Consider the following 16291-nt stretch of genomic DNA (forward strand, 5'->3'; position numbering starts at 1 on the left):
CGGAAAAATATAACAGATCATTAGATGTATAGGCATTATTAATAGGGGTGAGCGAGTGTTTAAACGTTATATTTGTAGTCTACTATGTGTGCTGATGTTGCTGGGTCCATGGAGCACATGGGCATATGGAGAAGAAGGACACGGAGAGGCAGCAGCTTCTCAATCTTCTTCGTCTTCTACTCCGCAGATTATTACCAGAGCATGGCTTGCACAGCAAACAGGTAAGGATCAGGCTTGGGTCAATGCACAGTTATCCAAAGGCTATACCTTATATGATATTTATAAAGCATGGCAAAAAGATGGTGGAGAAAATTCATTACCAGAACAAAGTCCAAGCTTGTGGGTACAGCAGAATGAACTGACATTGGGCATAAATGCAAAGGTGGAGCCTTCCGATGAGTCGGCTGCGCTGAAGGAGGGTGAAAAGCCCGCTCAGGCTACCCAGGATGAAAAGGCAACTCAACATCCACTTGATAAGGAAGAGGGTAAAGAGCCGGCTCCAGACACGACTGAGATGGTTATCCCATCTATACCCCGAGTAAATGATTCCGTATATGCTCCGACTCCAGGAGAAAGCGGACTGATCGGGCAGGATTTATTTAAACAAAGTTTGTTGCAGGTATCAGCTACAACAGATGTGTATGCTCCTTTTGATCAGGCGGCGCTTGCACAAAGCAGGTTGAGTGATGATACGTCTCGTTATGGAATGGACTATGGTGACAACAGTGTGTCCACCGCTTCAGGACAGCTCGTTGTTCAAAATACGGATTTGGTACTGCCCGGGTCATTGCCCTTTGCATTGACTCGTGTGTATAACAGTTCATTGGCAAATAATCAGATTGGTGTGCAGCAAAATGAAGGGTTGTATACAAACACAAGTGCCATCCGCGAGGAAGAAGCAGCTTCTGGTCTGGGGAGAGGCTGGAAATGGGATCTTCCTCATATGCAGAAACAGGATGGTAAACGGTATTTGTATATTCCGGGAACAGGCTCCTATGAACTGAGAGATGATTTGCAGCTAGAAGGATATGCGTACAAAGATCTGAAGATCAGTACAGATCAAAGCGCAAGTGTGCAGGGAGTAAGCAGTGCATACAAAATAGCAGTGCTGAATGGAAATGACTATTATATCGATCAGGACGGTTATTTGATTTTAATCCAGGATGCGTATAAGAATCGGGTGGAGTTTGATTATACAAGTTCTGGTGGAGTAAAGCTTATTCGATCGATTCGAAACAGTGATGGCAAAGAGCTTGACTTCACTTACAATGCCGGGCAAATTGTTGTTAAAGAGCAGGGCACGGACCATCAGTACACCTATCGCCAAAGTGGCGAGGGAAGCAGCAAGGTGCTGTCAGAAGTATTGGATTCTCTTTCCCGAAGCACAAGCTATGCGTACACATTTATGGATGCTCCTTTTAATGTAGTCGTAAATGGTGAAGGAAAGACTGGAGCTCTACAATCCAATGAAACCGCGCTCCTTACACGAATTGTACGACCTACTTCATCGATTACAGACATTCGGTATGAAGCCTATAACAAGCAGATAGGCGTATACGGTACACAAGGCGTGTTTAAGGTGGCTTCACGCGCTGATATGTACAGTACAACTGCCGGCGATCGTTTTTTAAATAAACTTGATTTCGCGTATTCCGGAGAAGATCTAGCAAGTTATGGCAAAAATGCTGAGTGGACGGTGGTTGCTAAAGGGACGCGTACAACAGAAACCTTCCATTTTGGTAAAGTCTTTAGAGGTGATAATACACCAGACAAGCTTGTTCTTAACCGCTATGATCAAGAGGGTGATTCTACCGGCTATCATATAAACTACATATATAATGATGCCATGGACTGGAATTTGCCTGTGCAAATGCAAGAGTCGTATACGGAGGGAGGTTCTTCGTCAGAACCTGTAACCACCTCCTATGACTACAATGAATATGGTCTTCCACTAAAAGTATCCCAAAGTACTGGATTGGAGACTGTTCATACGTATAAAACCTCTAGTGAGCCTTTTTTCTGGATTCAACCTACCCAGACGGTTACTAAAATAAGTGAAGGAAAAACTGGAACGACAGTTCGAACTTATAAAGCAGAGGGTACATTGTATGAACTGAAAAACTATGAAGGTACAGAGCAAGGGAAGCTTTTATCAGATACCTATACTTTTTACAATGCAAAAGGGAATGTAAGTGGTCAGAAAGTTCTTATTGATGACAGAAACTATACGGATGTTTCGATTGATTATAAATCTCCCTATGGTTCTCAGCTCCCAACAAGACAGCTTTTGCCTAAAGGTGTTGAGTATACGTATGATTATTATCCGACTGGGGAAATCAAGTCCCAAACAGATGCCAAGCGCAAAACAGAGTCCTACGTATATGACGCTTTGGGACGTGTAACGAAGGTTACTTATCCGGATGGAACTCAGACGGTTGTGGTGTATAAGGATGATACGAACGATGTCACCGTCACCGGACCAGATGGAGTAAGTGCTGAAAGAATGTATAATCCATTCGGACAGATGCTCCAGCAGCAGGTGGGTGATGCGATTTACGGATATGGTTATGATGATCATGGAGATATGGTAGAAAGCACGGATGCTGAACAAGCAACCACTCGCTATGCCTATGATGCCTTTGGACGACCTGTGAAGACGACCTATGCGGATGGAACCACAGATACCGTGACTTATAACGCAGTGGATCGTACTGTTACTCAGACGGATGCGTCCGGTTATCGTGTGCGTGAAGTATCAGATGCTTTAGGTCGTGTGACTTCCACACAAGAAGCTAAAAATGGATCATTTCAGCCGCTGGAATCGTTAGCTTATAATTATGCGGGTATGGTCACTAGCCGTACAGACGGTAATGGTCAACGCACGCTCTATGATTACGATGCTTTGGGACAAATGACCTCGGTCACTGATCCATCCGGACAGCAGGTCAGCTATGTGTATGATCTAGCCGGAAATTTGAAGACCGTTCAGTTTCCTGATGGGCAAAAGAATGTGTATTCATACGATGAGCTGGGTAGACGTACGTTACTTGAGAAATCAAGCGGAGGAACTACGTTAAATATTTACGATACAGATGGAAACATCACCCGTATGTTGACAGGAAAATCGGAGGCCATTACCTTTCAATATAACGCTGACGGATTAGTTACCGAAGCGGCGGGTCCCGATTTTAAAACCAATTACACCTATGACAGCGCAGGACGAAGAAAAAGCATGACTGATGGTCAGGGAACGACCTCCTATGCCTATGATCCATCAGATGGAGCCTTGACTGGGCTGAAGTACCCTGATGGTACGCACATCAGCTATGAATACAACAAGCAGTCTCGTACAGGCTATGTGCTAACAGATGCTGCTGGCACGTCTATGCACGTTCAATCCAAGCTGGACAGTGTGGGCCGAGTTACTCAAATGGACATTAGCGCTGGGGCCGGTGCGGCAAATGTACAGAGTTTGGGAGAAGCGAGTGCTGCTGCGGGCGGATCATTGGATCGAATGACGTTCGATTATGCTCCTAATGGTTTGCTGAAAAGCCAGTCTTCGAGCAGAGGGCTGAGTACGCGATTCAGCTACAACGGACTGGATTTATCCGGGGTTACGGTGGAGCACGGTGGTACGTCGCTACATCAATTTGGGTATGAACGGGATGGGAATAAAAACATCATCGGACGTACACAAAACGGAACAACAGACCAGTTTGGATATGACCCGTCAAACCGTATTGCCAGCGAAGCCGCTGGTGAAAAGAATAAGACCTATGTCTACGATCCGAATGGAAACCGAAGTGCTGAAGGCAGTGGCAAAGTGTTCGGCATGAAAAATGCTGAATATACGTATGATTCTGCCAGCCGTCTGACAAAGGTGACCGGTGAAGGCAAAGAGGTAGGGTACAGCTATAACGGAGACGGTCTACTGTACGAGCGTACAGAGGGCGGCAAAACGACTCGGTATTACTATGACGAAGAAGCGAAGCTGATTGCAGAAGCCGAGGTCCAAGGTGAAACAGCCAAGATCACTTACGCTTACGTGTATGACTTGTCCGGTCAACTGTGGGCCAGACAGGACAAGGCAAGCGGGCAGTTGCAATATTATCAGCTCAACGGTCACGGTGATGTGGTAGGTCTAAGTGATAGTTCGGGCAAGGAACTGAATAGCTACAGCTACGATATTTGGGGTGGACCGGAGAAGGTCAAAGAGACCGTTCCGAACGTGTTGCGTTATGCTGGTGAGTATTGGGACGATACGACCGGGCTACAGTACCTGCGGGCTCGCTGGTATGATCCAGGCACAGCCCGTTTTATGGGCGAGGATACGTATCAGGGAGAGATCAGCAATCCGCAAAGCTTGAACTGGTATGCGTATGCAGCTAATAATCCGCTATTCTATGTGGATCCGAGTGGACATTTTTTTGAAACCAGAGATTATCAAGAGCTTAGAATATTACTAAATGAAGCCAGACTTAAATCGAGTTCCAGCAAGAAGAATCAGAATTATCAGGTATACAAGGATTTCATACGAAAACGCTACGATTTTGTGTCCATTTATGGAGGAGCAAACCAGTACAATTACTTATACGATCTGTTAACGGGAACCAGTGCATATAAGAATAGTTCTGGCAAATCTGATTGGGCTAAAGATCAGTTGTTAAGTGCATACCAAAAGTGGACAGATGCCGAAGTCCTTGGTATGGCCGCGATGGGTATGATTGGTAATTCTGGCGGAAAGTCTGCTGGCCGAGTAAGAACGGTAGGCTTTACAAAAATCAGCTTTAAGACAGATTTGTTTAAGCGATATGAGAGCCATGTATTCTCAGCCGATCATATTAAAGATGGGATAATGAAATTAGGGAAAGATAGACAATCAATATTCAGCAGTATAACTGAAAAAATTGGTTCAGTAGATTCCTCTAAGTTTAAACAAGGTTCGAACCAAATGCATACTAAAATTAACGGATATGATGTAACGATAAGGTTTTACGTTAATGAAAATGGTACAGTAATTAACGTGAATACCTTTACGGGAACTGCTGATAGGGTAATCGGGAACCTCATTAAATAAATTGGAGTGACAAAATGAAAGATATAAAATTGCAAGATACTATATCTAAATTAGTTGCTAATCGTGATTTTCTTGAGGAAGCAGAAAGGTTGATGCTAGATTATTTGAAAGTACATCCGGATGATGTTGATGGCTGGGCTAGATTGGTCATTTTGGAGACACTTTCTCCGATTGAAGATTATGAACGAGCTACTAGGTATCTCAACGATGCTTTATCCTTTCACAAAGATAATTTGTTGTTTTTTGTTTTAATATTGTTCTTTTCCGAGTGGTATTTAGGTGGCTTAGATGAAAAGCTGATAGGGAAAGCACTTGAACTAAAAAGTACAGTGAATTGTGAAGTCTCCTCCATGTTGTCCTATATTCTTGCTTGGCATTATAAGAGTATGGACATTTGTAAATTTGATTCATTTTTAAATGAGTCTATACAAGAGTGTCCGAAACATGTTACTAACTTTACAAATTTGGGGATGCATTATCTAGGAAAGGGAGATAAAAAATTAGGGGAAGAATTGATTCGTAAGGGGTTATCAAACGTTGAATTAATTTATATAGATTCGAATGTTGATTATGATCCACTCGATATAGTTCGCTTTGTTAATGAAAGGATAACTGGAGTATTTATGACTGAAGATACGTATCACTCTCTTAATAAATTGATACAAACCTAAATGTGAAAGGCCTAAAAAGGGAAAGGGTAAATTCCTAAGAGTGTCGCCTGCAAGTTCTTTCCTTCTCTATACAAGATTTAAACATTTAGCCACAATGCGATATAGTTTTGTATTGTGGCTTTTATTGTAACTCATCTATAATTTTGAAATAAATCAGAACGATCACTCTTTCAGCATATTGTAGACGGGTTGGTTACCAAAGCAGCGGAACCAGTTTTAAAAACAAACAAATTATACCTAATGACAGCGCAGGACGAAGAAAAAGCATGACTGATGGTCAGGGAACGACCTCCTATGCCTATGATCCATCAGATGGAGCCTTGACTGGGCTGAAGTACCCTGATGGTACGCACATCAGCTATGAATACAACAAGCAGTCTCGTACAGGCTATGTGCTAACAGATGCTGCTGGCACGTCTATGCACGTTCAATCCAAGCTGGACAGTGTGGGCCGAGTTACTCAAATGGACATTAGCGCTGGGGCCGGTGCGGCAAATGTACAGAGTTTGGGAGAAGCGAGTGCTGCTGCGGGCGGATCATTGGATCGAATGACGTTCGATTATGCTCCTAATGGTTTGCTGAAAAGCCAGTCTTCGAGCAGAGGGCTGAGTACGCGATTCAGCTACAACGGACTGGATTTATCCGGGGTTACGGTGGAGCACGGTGGTACGTCGCTACATCAATTTGGGTATGAACGGGATGGGAATAAAAACATCATCGGACGTACACAAAACGGAACAACAGACCAGTTTGGATATGACCCGTCAAACCGTATTGCCAGCGAAGCCGCTGGTGAAAAGAATAAGACCTATGTCTACGATCCGAATGGAAACCGAAGTGCTGAAGGCAGTGGCAAAGTGTTCGGCATGAAAAATGCTGAATATACGTATGATTCTGCCAGCCGTCTGACAAAGGTGACCGGTGAAGGCAAAGAGGTAGGGTACAGCTATAACGGAGACGGTCTACTGTACGAGCGTACAGAGGGCGGCAAAACGACTCGGTATTACTATGACGAAGAAGCGAAGCTGATTGCAGAAGCCGAGGTCCAAGGTGAAACAGCCAAGATCACTTACGCTTACGTGTATGACTTGTCCGGTCAACTGTGGGCCAGACAGGACAAGGCAAGCGGGCAGTTGCAATATTATCAGCTCAACGGTCACGGTGATGTGGTAGGTCTAAGTGATAGTTCGGGCAAGGAACTGAATAGCTACAGCTACGATATTTGGGGTGGACCGGAGAAGGTCAAAGAGACCGTTCCGAACGTGTTGCGTTATGCTGGTGAGTATTGGGACGATACGACCGGGCTACAGTACCTGCGGGCTCGCTGGTACGATCCAGGCACAGCCCGTTTTATGGGCGAGGATACGTATCAGGGAGAGATCAGCAATCCTCAAAGCTTGAACTGGTATACGTATGTAGCCAATAATCCACTAATCTATGTGGACCCAAGCGGACATTATTTTGAGACCATTGATTATCAAGAGCTTAGAATATTACTAAATGAAGCTAGGCTTAAATCGAGTTCCAGCAAAAATCGGGATTATCAGGTATACAAGGATTTCATACGAAAAAGATATGATTTTGTGTCCATTTTTGGAGGAGCAAACCAGTACAATTACTTATACGATCTATTAACGGGAACCAGTGATTATAAGAATAGTTCTGGCAAGTCTGATTGGGCTAAAGATCAGTTGTTAAGTGCATACCAAAAGTGGACAGATGCCGAAGTCCTTGGCATAGCTGCGATGGGGATGATCGGTGATTTTGGCGGAAAGTCTGTTGGTAGAGGGAAGTATAGCGGTAAAATAAAATCAGGGAAATGTAATTGTTTTACAGCGGGTACGAAGGTTCAAACAGACGAAGGGGAGAAGAATATCGAAGACATTGAGGTCGGAGATAAGGTTCTCGCCAAAGATGAGAATAATCCTGATGGGGAGTTGGCTTACAAGGAAGTAACAGCTTTATTCCGCAACCAACGTGATGATATTATTAAATTGAATGTTGGAGAGCAAGTCATTGAGACGACCAATAATCATCCATTCTATGTTGAAGGAAAAGGTTGGGTACTTGCAGATGAACTTCGAGTGGGCGATAAACTCCAAAAAGCTGACGGAAGCAATCTAACGATTGACAAGGTAGAGTTTGTCGAACAAGATGAACTTGTTACAGTTTATAATTTTGCCGTTGCTGACTACCATACGTATTATGTAACCGATTTAGGAATTTGGGTACACAATACTAATACGGGTGATTGTATTATTAAAACAGGTGACAAGACACCTGGAGGTCATTCATTTAGTGAACATGGTGCAGAACGTGCAAATGAGAGAGGGTTTTCATCTCAAACGATTGACAACATAATAAACAACAATAAAAAGAATAGGAAAAGTAAGGTTGATGACCTAGGGCGGAAAACATGGGAATATACAGATGCTCGGGGCAATAAGGTTGTAACCAACGAAAGTGGAGGAATTATTTCTGTCCATTCTCCTGCTTCGGGGGGCGTTTATATTCCTAAACCTTAATAATTATAGTTGGAGTTGATAAGAAGAGATGAATAAGGATGTATTATTAGAATTATCAAAGAATCTAAATACTGAATATGAGATAGGGATTTGGTCAGAGACAACGGACTTCTTTGAAAGACAGGATAATATCGCAGATTTTTCTGTTAAATATGATGATGGTCAGTATAATATTGTGATTAAACTAAAAGAGTTTAACTTAAATGCGGCAAAAACCATATTCGCCTCATTAGTACGATTTATAGAGTATAAATCGACATTCTATGTGAGGGAAGATAAAAAAGATTCATTCGTATACTACCTGCTCTCTTCAACTGATAGCAAAAAAGCTTTCTTGTTTTATGTAGTTATTCAATAAGTTTGAGACCTTGAGGGCGGCAATCCTCAGGGTCTTTCTTTATATCTATCAATACCTAGTACCTTGTAAACGGGTTAAATGATACTCCTCTATGACATTCCATAGTTTATTAGATACCTAGAATATTTAGTCAGATACCAGAGTTCTATCCCCAAGTACCTTACCTTCATATTTCTTCAGGTAGTCTCTAGTTCTATCAAAATTTATTCACAACTTTGTAACTTATTTGGTAAGATGGATTGCGAGATTGTTTTCAAATTGTTTTACTATATTTACCTACTATAGTCTGGTAATCTATTAGTATATATAGGGGGAACGAAAAGACGTCCGGTTCAGTCGGTTTATATGCGTTTATGTTCTATATGTTGAGTGAATGTCTATATTGCCATGTCTATATCGTCATGTCTGTATAACTTCATAGACAAGCTAGAGATAGCTCCCGCACATTATAAAATACAGCACAGGATGGTGTAATGAATGAAGCTTTTAAAAGTAAAATGGATGGCTGTATGCTTGATGGCAATCTGTTGTTTGGGTTTGCTGGGTATACATACGAATACAGCGAGTGCACAAGCGAAGGCGCCTTTGCTTGGGGTCAATGATGTGTTGCTAGATTCGAATACGGTTAAGCCCGTAATGGAAAATGATAAGTTGTATGTACCCATCGTTACATTAGGGCAAAAGATGGGTATTTCTACTTCTGCCAATGGAAATGCATTGGTGCTGACTGGACATAATCGCAGCTTTACGCTGGATTTGAACAAGGGGGATGTGTTCGAGCGTGGAGGACGCACGATGGTGCCAATTCGCACTTTGACCGATGCATTCGGCTTCACTATTACGGTTCCTACAAGTAATCTGTATCGAATTCAGAATGCAAACGCTAGTTTGTCTGATGCTCAGTTTTTGAATACATTCGCGGCAGAAATTAAACAGTATGCAGCTGTCGAACCGGGCAAAGCCAGCAATACAGGCAACAAGGGAACTGCCTCATCATCCAGCCGTACGATTTATTTGAGCTTCGATGATGGTCCTACAGCGCATACGTCGCAGCTGCTGGATATTTTAGATAAATATAATGCGAAGGCTACGTTCTTCATGCTGGGACCTGAAATTCGCCAACATAGCGCAGTGATGAAGAGAATGGTAGACGCAGGGCATGGTTTGGGCCTCCATGGGATGACACACCAGGTGAAAAAGATCTATGCATCCCCGGCAGCAGCATTGGCAGAGATGAATCAGGATAACGACATTTTATTTAAGGCCACAGGGAAACGCACTTCTTTGATTCGTACACCTTATGGCAGCAAACCGTATTTGAAGAAAGCATATCGTGATCAATTGACGGGTGCAGGCTATCATATTTGGGACTGGAACATCGATTCGAATGATTGGCGTTATACTAAAAATCCGCAGCATTTTGTACAGACAGTCCTCAGTGATATTAAGAGACTGAAAAAGCAAGGCAGAACACCAGTCGTTCTTATGCATGATAAGCCATCTACGATCAAGGTGCTTCCACAAATCATGGCGGCCTTGCAGAAAGAAGGATATTCGTTCGAGCCGTTGAATGATAACCTGACTCCGCTTAATTTTTGGAATGATCATCGTTAATTGAATAGCATGAAAGAAAAGGCACCTTTTCAACCATTTGTATAGTGGTTTGGAAGGTGTCTTTTTGTTGTATTTGCTCGAAAATGTGAAGTTTGCAGCATGGTTTATATGAATCTATGAATTCATGTCTATGCACAGGTCATATGACTTTACGGGTTATCATGTCGCTGCATATATTACAGTAACCGCCTCGAGAGGAGGAGCAGGTATGAATATTAATCCGAGTATGTTTAGTATGATTTGCGCTACCGCAGGAGCCTTTATTACGTTTGCATTTGGCGGCTGGAATCAGCTAATGGTGCTATTCACGGTTGCAATGGCTGTCGATTATGTGACTGGAGTCGCCGCAGCAATTAAGACTGGGCAAGGTTTAAGCAGTAAAGCCGGCTTTTGGGGGTTGGCGAGAAAGGCTTTAATGCTAATGGTAATTTCTTTGGCGCATCATGTGGACCTCCTGATGGGTACCGAAATCATGAAAGGGGCGGCAACGTATTTTTATTTATCCAATGAATTGATCTCTATTACGGAAAACTGTTCACGAATGGGTCTACCGCTCCCACCGAAGCTCAAGAATTTTTTTGCCCTATTAAAGGACAAGGAGTCTGATGGTAAAAATGGTGGAAAAGATCGCTAGAATTACAAAGTTTCTTTCCGTATGTGGGGCGTTATGATAAAATTTTCAAGAGAACATTTTAAGATAAGGAGCCTATACGCATGATTAAACATATTGTTTTGTTCAAATTGAAAGACCGCTCCCCCGAAAGCATTGAGCACACAGCATCCATTTTGCGCAGCATGAACGGCAAAATCAAAGAGCTGCTGTCACTCGAAGTAGGTACGGATGTGATTCGTTCGGAACGTTCTTATGATATTTCCCTTACCGCTGTTGTCGAAACACTGGAGGATTTGCAAACGTATCAGGTACACCCTGTGCACCAGGAAATTATTGTACACATGAATGAAGTGAAGGATGTATCTATCGCAGTTGATTATGAAATCTAAAGCGGTACTGGAGGTGCAGGACCTTGTATTATGTCAACCGGGAACAAATTGAGCTTCGACTAGGGGCTGTTCCCGACATTGTCGCCGGACTTCGCCAGACTTCTGCTTCCTGGAACGGCGATCTGTTGCAGGGGCTAGTGCAGGAGCGCTGTCTTCATCTGGCCATTGAGACGGTAACGGACGTAGGAAGCTATATCATCGACGGATTTATTATGCGTGACGCCAGTAGCTATGAGGATATTATCGGTATCATTCATGAGGAAGGTGTACTGGATGATACCGTATTTCATTCGCTAGTAGAGCTGGTAGGCTTACGTAAACCCTTAGTGCAGGAGTATTTCCATTGGGACCGGACAAGCCTTCACCCGCTTACAACAAAGCTGCCTGGGTTGCTGGAGCTTTTTGCATCTAACGTGCATGATTATTTAAATAAGGAATTGGGTCCCCAGCCCGAGGGAGTGTAAAGGCAAAAGTGACGGATAAGTATATCGTACCCGAAATGCCCACTAGGCGCATGATCATGACACTATTGAAAACCCAGGGACCTGTGGGCGTCGGAAGCTTGGCAGCTCAATTAGGCATTACCGAAATGGGAGTGCGTAGGCATCTCAAATTGATGGAGCAGGATGGCCTGATCGTGGCTACAATCGTGAGACAGGCTATGGGACGCCCGACGTTTTTGTACAGCCTGAGCGAGCAGGGAAGCGAGCAGTTTCCACGTAATTATGATCATTTGTTACTGGAACTGTTAGAGGAACTCGATGAAGAACAGGGAATGGAAGCTGTTTACTCGCTGTTTGATGGTAGAAAACGTAAAATGATGAAGCGATACGCCCCTCATATAGAGGGGGAGACTACACTGGCTTCACGTGTGGAAAAGCTTTCGGGCATCCAGAATGCTTCCGGATATATGGCAGAGTGGCGCGAGGAAGAGGATGGTAGCTACTCTATTGTGGAATACAATTGTCCTATCTCTCAAATTGCAGGCCGTTACCGCAAGGCTTGTGAATGCGAGCAGCAAATGTTTGAGGAGCTACTTGATGCCGAGGTTGTTCGTGAGGATTGTTTGGCAGATGGGGGCCGTTGTTGCCTGTATCGTATCCGCTCTAAAAAAAAGTGAAACTTTTCAGGCTTGTTTTCTGTGTCATGACAAGCTCCCCATGCTTATAATGCACTAACAGATGGGCATTCGCCCGGGCACAAGGGAGAGATGATGATGAAGGAGAACTGCAAAAGTTTTATCCGAGGCGCGTTGGCAGGCAGCATTGTTGGTTCGGTTGCTGCTTTATTATTTGCCCCTAAGTCAGGTCGTGAGCTGCGTCAGAATATTACAGATCAGGCGCGCAACGTAAGTGATAAGGGACAGGAGCTAGCGGGGAAAATTTCAGACACTTCAATTGAGTATACTGACAAAATTAAGGAGACAGCCTCAGCCGTCATTCATGAAATTGGGCAATGGCGTAAAAAGAGTGAAATGATTCCTGAGGTTAGTATTTCATCAGCGACTGCTCAAGAAGATACGGAAAAAGATGCGCTGTAACGGTCTGTAAAAAATAGGTGAAACACTGAATACAGTTTGAATTCGTGGCTTCTCCCGTTGGGATGGAGCCTTTTTATTGATCACTTCCTCGTTTTAGGGTAATCTTTTGGGGTACCTTTTACACTGATACGACATAAGGTATGTAGCAACGGATAGCTTTCCGAGATGAAATAACTCATATTTGAACAAAAAAGGAAGCGGTGTGTACGTGCAGCAAGCGATTGCAATATTGGATTCCGGTGTAGGAGGTTTGACGGTTGTTAAAGAAGTCATGCGTCAGCTTCCACGGGAAAAAATCATTTATTTTGGAGACACTGCGCGCACTCCGTATGGCCCCCGACCATCGGAAGAGGTTAAAAAATTTACAGAGCAAATGGTTGACTTTCTGATTCAATTTGATCCGAAAGTCATTATTATTGCTTGTAACACGGCTACTGCCGCGGCATTGGACTATATAAGCCAAAAGGTATCCATTCCGGTGATCGGAGTTATTCACCCCGGGGCTCGTGCTGCGATTAGCGCGACTGCTACCGGGCATGTCGGGGTGATTGGGACTGTCGGTACGATTCGAAGCGGAGCGTATACAGCTGCGCTCAAGCAATTGTCTCCTTACGTAGACGTGGTGAGCCATGCGTGTCCTGCGCTTGTTCCATTGGTGGAGCAAGGGTTATTTCGCTCTAAGACGACATCGCAGGTTGTGGAGGAGACATTGAGACCTATTCAAACGTATCCGATTGATTGTCTGATTCTTGGTTGTACGCATTATCCTTTTTTGAAGGAAACGATTCAAGAAGTCATGGGGCCTGCAGTAAAGCTCATTAGCTCGGCAGATGAAACGGCGCGTGAGACGAGTACCATTTTGTATAACAAAGACAAGTTGGAAGCTGGGGACGAAACGCCGGTACATCAGCTTTTTTGTTCCGGCGATCCTGAATTGTTCCAGCGCATTGCCGCACAGTGGCTCGGGGAGCAAATTCGCCAAACGCCTGTCGTCTGGCAAGTCACCAATTTGGATTAACGAGACAGCCGACTTTTTGTCATTGGACAAAAGAAGTCGGCTGTTTTGCTTTTCGCTACATCAAGACACGCCGCGTTTGCATAACATGCAGTAAGGCAGATGGAAGGGGCGTAGAAGATGAGGGAATATATCGTTCAAAAAGGAGATACATTGCACCGGGTCGCCTCGGCTTTTAAACTATCGGCGGATACTTTAATCGTAGATAATCCGTGGGCCGCCACGCAACCCTATCTGATTAGTGGTCAAGTGTTATATATTCGTCCGTCTACGGATCGTAAATACGTTATTCAGCCTGGTGAGTATGCAAGACAGATTGCCAAGCAGTTTGGTGTGGAGCTTAATGAGTTACGGCTAGCCAACCCCGGACTTGCGGAGCATGATTTTATGGAAGGAAAAACTATTGTTATTCCTGAAGACCATCAGGATCAGATTGTACGATTACGTGGAGAGTATGGATATGAAGATTTAAAGGAAGACCTAGCGGCCTTGGCCCGCAGATATCCGTTTATTGAAGTTGGCAGCATTGGAACCAGTGTCATGGGGAAGGATATTCCTTATGTACGTATTGGGCAGGGAACGCGTAAAATTCACGCCAATGCTTCAGTTCATGCTAATGAATGGCTGACGACGCCTTGTTTGCTGCGTTTTATAGAGCAATATGCACAAGGGATCGGTGGGACTGAAGAACATGTAGGGGCCACTCAATGGGTGTATGGAGGTTCTCCGCGGGATTTGCTGGAGCATACATCCTTATGGGTGGTTCCGATGGTCAACCCGGATGGGGTAGAGCTGGTGCAACAAGGTATACTCCCAACTCATCCGTTGTATCATGACCTCAAAAAGTGGAATGAAGGACGTGCTGATTATCGCGGTTGGAAGGCGAATATTCGTGGTGTCGACCTCAACGATCAATTTCCGGCATATTGGGAAGAAGAGGTGCGCAGACGCGGTAAAACAGGTCCGTCTCGACGAGACTATGCAGGGCCTGCACCTTTGTCTGAACCGGAGTCTAAGGCGCTTGCCGATCTAACGGAGCGCGAACAGTTCGACATGGTGTTATCCATACACAGTCAGGGACAGGAGATCTATTGGAATTATCGGGATCTAGAGCCTAAGGAGAGCCGAGATTGGGCCTTACGGCTAGCTGCCGCAACAGGTTACCGGGCGGTAAAGCTGGGTGGTAGCGATGCAGGGTACAAGGATTGGTTTATACAGCGGTTTGGTAAACCAGGGTTTACCGTTGAAGTCGGTCTAGGTGTAAATCCGCTGCCCATGCGTGATTACGATGATATTGCAGCAGAAGTGGGCATGTTAATGGCAACAGTGCTGTCATGGTAAAAAATTCGGCCTACTGAAACGTATCGAACCATTTGCGCGTATTAGGAGGAACACGTTTTTTATAAGTGTTCCTCTTTACATGTCCCTTCAATGGGGTATATATACTTAGGAGCATTGGAAATGGAGTGAACAACCTATGAAGTGGAAAAGATTACTATCTCTCCGTCAATGGTCACATGTATTTCGTCGTATGCCCCGATTTATTACTTCATCAAGGGTTCCGCTGGGGGAAAAATTACTCTTTGCGGTGCCTGTGTTGCTCTATTGGGTATTACCTGATGTCATGCCATTTATGCCCATCGACGATATTGGTGTGACGCTATTGCTTATGAATTGGTTTGTCACCCGTGCCGAACGAAAATATCCAGATGTGCTTGAAAAGCAGCATGTACGTGTTCGGTAGATAAGCTTATGAATTTCGTGATTGCGATTTTTCACGATTTTCTTTACAATAGGAATATTGCCTTTTGCTATGCTGAACATAATTGTGATTTATCCAATAAACCACATTTCATTTAATGAATATGAAGGAGATGAAGTTTGATGAACTGCAAAATTACTCGTAACGCAGCTAAAGTATTGAAACTTGAACTGGATAAGGAAGAGAACCAAGGGAAGAGCCTGCGCGTTGTTATTACTCATGCTCATGGAGATCATGCTCATTACGGGCTGGATTTGGACACGCCTAAAGAAACAGATACTGTCGTATCTACAGATAAAGGCATTGACGTAATTTTGGAAAACGACCAGCCGCTGCTGGATGGTGTAAAAATTGATTACTTGTACTTCCCCGAAGAAGGATTTGTCATTACTAACCCTTCCCAAGGTAATCACGGCGACCACTAAGCCGGAGCTCGGAGGGATGACAGATGGCCAATGATATTCGCGTATGTGATGAATGCAATCATATCCGCTTGAAAACGATCTTGCCCAAGTTGCAAAAGATGGCACCAGATGCCGAGATCAAAATCGGCTGCAAATCGTATTGCGGTCCTTGTGGGAAACGGGCGTTTGTGTATGTGAACGGACGTTATGTGAGTGCGGCCACAGAGGATGAAGTATTGGAGAAGGCTGCGCGCTTTATCAAATAGTTCCAGACGCAGCATTCGCAATTTTTGAATAGTTCCCCTTCTTCTGATCCATGCTAA

Annotated in this window: 15 protein-coding genes; all 15 read left to right on the top strand. The window is 44.0% G+C overall.

The window, feature by feature from the left end; all coding sequences use genetic code 11:
• Window positions 1–55: 55 nt before the first annotated feature.
• The 15 genes from ACWA2B_RS03425 to ACWA2B_RS03495 all read left to right on the top strand — a co-directional run bounded on the left by ACWA2B_RS03425 (window position 56) and on the right by ACWA2B_RS03495 (window position 16234).
• Window positions 56–5077 carry an RHS repeat-associated core domain-containing protein gene (locus ACWA2B_RS03425; protein WP_449291698.1) on the top strand — a complete coding sequence of 1674 codons (5022 nt, stop codon included), beginning with the start codon at window positions 56–58 and terminating at the stop codon, window positions 5075–5077.
• Between the two features lie 14 nt (window positions 5078–5091).
• Complete coding sequence (locus ACWA2B_RS03430) at window positions 5092–5748, top strand: hypothetical protein (protein WP_449291699.1); 657 nt, start codon at window positions 5092–5094, stop codon at window positions 5746–5748.
• Window positions 5749–6014: 266 nt separating this feature from the next.
• Window positions 6015–8273: a polymorphic toxin-type HINT domain-containing protein gene (locus tag ACWA2B_RS03435; protein ID WP_449291700.1), complete on the top strand. Its 2259-nt coding sequence runs from the start codon at window positions 6015–6017 to the stop codon at window positions 8271–8273.
• A gap of 28 nt (window positions 8274–8301) precedes the next feature.
• On the top strand, window positions 8302–8631 hold the full coding sequence (locus ACWA2B_RS03440) for a hypothetical protein (protein WP_318626743.1): 330 nt from the start codon (window positions 8302–8304) through the stop codon (window positions 8629–8631).
• Between the two features lie 477 nt (window positions 8632–9108).
• Window positions 9109–10245 (top strand): polysaccharide deacetylase, encoded by a 1137-nt coding sequence (locus tag ACWA2B_RS03445; RefSeq protein WP_039269971.1) that lies wholly within the window; start codon window positions 9109–9111, stop codon window positions 10243–10245.
• A 208-nt stretch (window positions 10246–10453) separates the two neighbouring features.
• Window positions 10454–10879 carry a phage holin family protein gene (locus tag ACWA2B_RS03450; protein ID WP_029516680.1) on the top strand — a complete coding sequence of 142 codons (426 nt, stop codon included), beginning with the start codon at window positions 10454–10456 and terminating at the stop codon, window positions 10877–10879.
• A gap of 80 nt (window positions 10880–10959) precedes the next feature.
• Complete coding sequence (locus ACWA2B_RS03455) at window positions 10960–11247, top strand: Dabb family protein (protein ID WP_013309679.1); 288 nt, start codon at window positions 10960–10962, stop codon at window positions 11245–11247.
• A gap of 23 nt (window positions 11248–11270) precedes the next feature.
• A complete protein-coding gene (locus ACWA2B_RS03460; protein ID WP_069011066.1) occupies window positions 11271–11711 on the top strand; it encodes a DUF86 domain-containing protein in 441 nt (146 codons plus the stop codon).
• Between the two features lie 8 nt (window positions 11712–11719).
• Window positions 11720–12367, top strand: a complete 648-nt coding sequence (locus ACWA2B_RS03465; RefSeq protein WP_029516682.1) for a helix-turn-helix transcriptional regulator — start codon at window positions 11720–11722, stop codon at window positions 12365–12367.
• 96 nt (window positions 12368–12463) lie between these two features.
• A complete protein-coding gene (locus ACWA2B_RS03470; protein ID WP_069011067.1) occupies window positions 12464–12787 on the top strand; it encodes a YtxH domain-containing protein in 324 nt (107 codons plus the stop codon).
• Between the two features lie 208 nt (window positions 12788–12995).
• Window positions 12996–13805 carry a glutamate racemase gene (gene racE, locus ACWA2B_RS03475; protein ID WP_069011068.1) on the top strand — a complete coding sequence of 270 codons (810 nt, stop codon included), beginning with the start codon at window positions 12996–12998 and terminating at the stop codon, window positions 13803–13805.
• A 117-nt stretch (window positions 13806–13922) separates the two neighbouring features.
• Window positions 13923–15143, top strand: coding sequence for a M14 family metallopeptidase (locus ACWA2B_RS03480; RefSeq protein ID WP_039269978.1), 1221 nt, complete (start codon window positions 13923–13925; stop codon window positions 15141–15143).
• A 136-nt stretch (window positions 15144–15279) separates the two neighbouring features.
• Window positions 15280–15546, top strand: a complete 267-nt coding sequence (locus tag ACWA2B_RS03485; protein WP_449291701.1) for a hypothetical protein — start codon at window positions 15280–15282, stop codon at window positions 15544–15546.
• Between the two features lie 140 nt (window positions 15547–15686).
• Entirely contained in the window at window positions 15687–15989 is a 303-nt protein-coding gene (locus ACWA2B_RS03490; RefSeq protein ID WP_274484827.1) for an iron-sulfur cluster assembly accessory protein, read from the top strand.
• Between the two features lie 23 nt (window positions 15990–16012).
• Window positions 16013–16234, top strand: coding sequence for a DUF1450 domain-containing protein (locus tag ACWA2B_RS03495; protein WP_007429791.1), 222 nt, complete (start codon window positions 16013–16015; stop codon window positions 16232–16234).
• The last annotated feature ends 57 nt before the right edge of the window (window positions 16235–16291 follow it).

The sequence above is a fragment of the Paenibacillus sp. CMM36 genome (genome assembly GCF_053570945.1).

Bases quoted from the DNA above. Each gene is read 5' to 3' on its own strand.
- ACWA2B_RS03430 (WP_449291699.1), top strand. From the start codon at position 5,092: ATGAAAGATATAAAATTGCAAGATACTATATCTAAATTAGTTGCTAAT.
- ACWA2B_RS03435 (WP_449291700.1), top strand. From the start codon at position 6,015: ATGACTGATGGTCAGGGAACGACCTCCTATGCCTATGATCCATCAGAT.
- ACWA2B_RS03440 (WP_318626743.1), top strand. From the start codon at position 8,302: ATGAATAAGGATGTATTATTAGAATTATCAAAGAATCTAAATACTGAA.
- ACWA2B_RS03445 (WP_039269971.1), top strand. From the start codon at position 9,109: ATGAAGCTTTTAAAAGTAAAATGGATGGCTGTATGCTTGATGGCAATC.
- ACWA2B_RS03450 (WP_029516680.1), top strand. From the start codon at position 10,454: ATGAATATTAATCCGAGTATGTTTAGTATGATTTGCGCTACCGCAGGA.
- ACWA2B_RS03455 (WP_013309679.1), top strand. From the start codon at position 10,960: ATGATTAAACATATTGTTTTGTTCAAATTGAAAGACCGCTCCCCCGAA.
- ACWA2B_RS03470 (WP_069011067.1), top strand. From the start codon at position 12,464: ATGAAGGAGAACTGCAAAAGTTTTATCCGAGGCGCGTTGGCAGGCAGC.
- ACWA2B_RS03480 (WP_039269978.1), top strand. From the start codon at position 13,923: ATGAGGGAATATATCGTTCAAAAAGGAGATACATTGCACCGGGTCGCC.
- ACWA2B_RS03485 (WP_449291701.1), top strand. From the start codon at position 15,280: ATGAAGTGGAAAAGATTACTATCTCTCCGTCAATGGTCACATGTATTT.
- ACWA2B_RS03490 (WP_274484827.1), top strand. From the start codon at position 15,687: ATGAACTGCAAAATTACTCGTAACGCAGCTAAAGTATTGAAACTTGAA.
- ACWA2B_RS03495 (WP_007429791.1), top strand. From the start codon at position 16,013: ATGGCCAATGATATTCGCGTATGTGATGAATGCAATCATATCCGCTTG.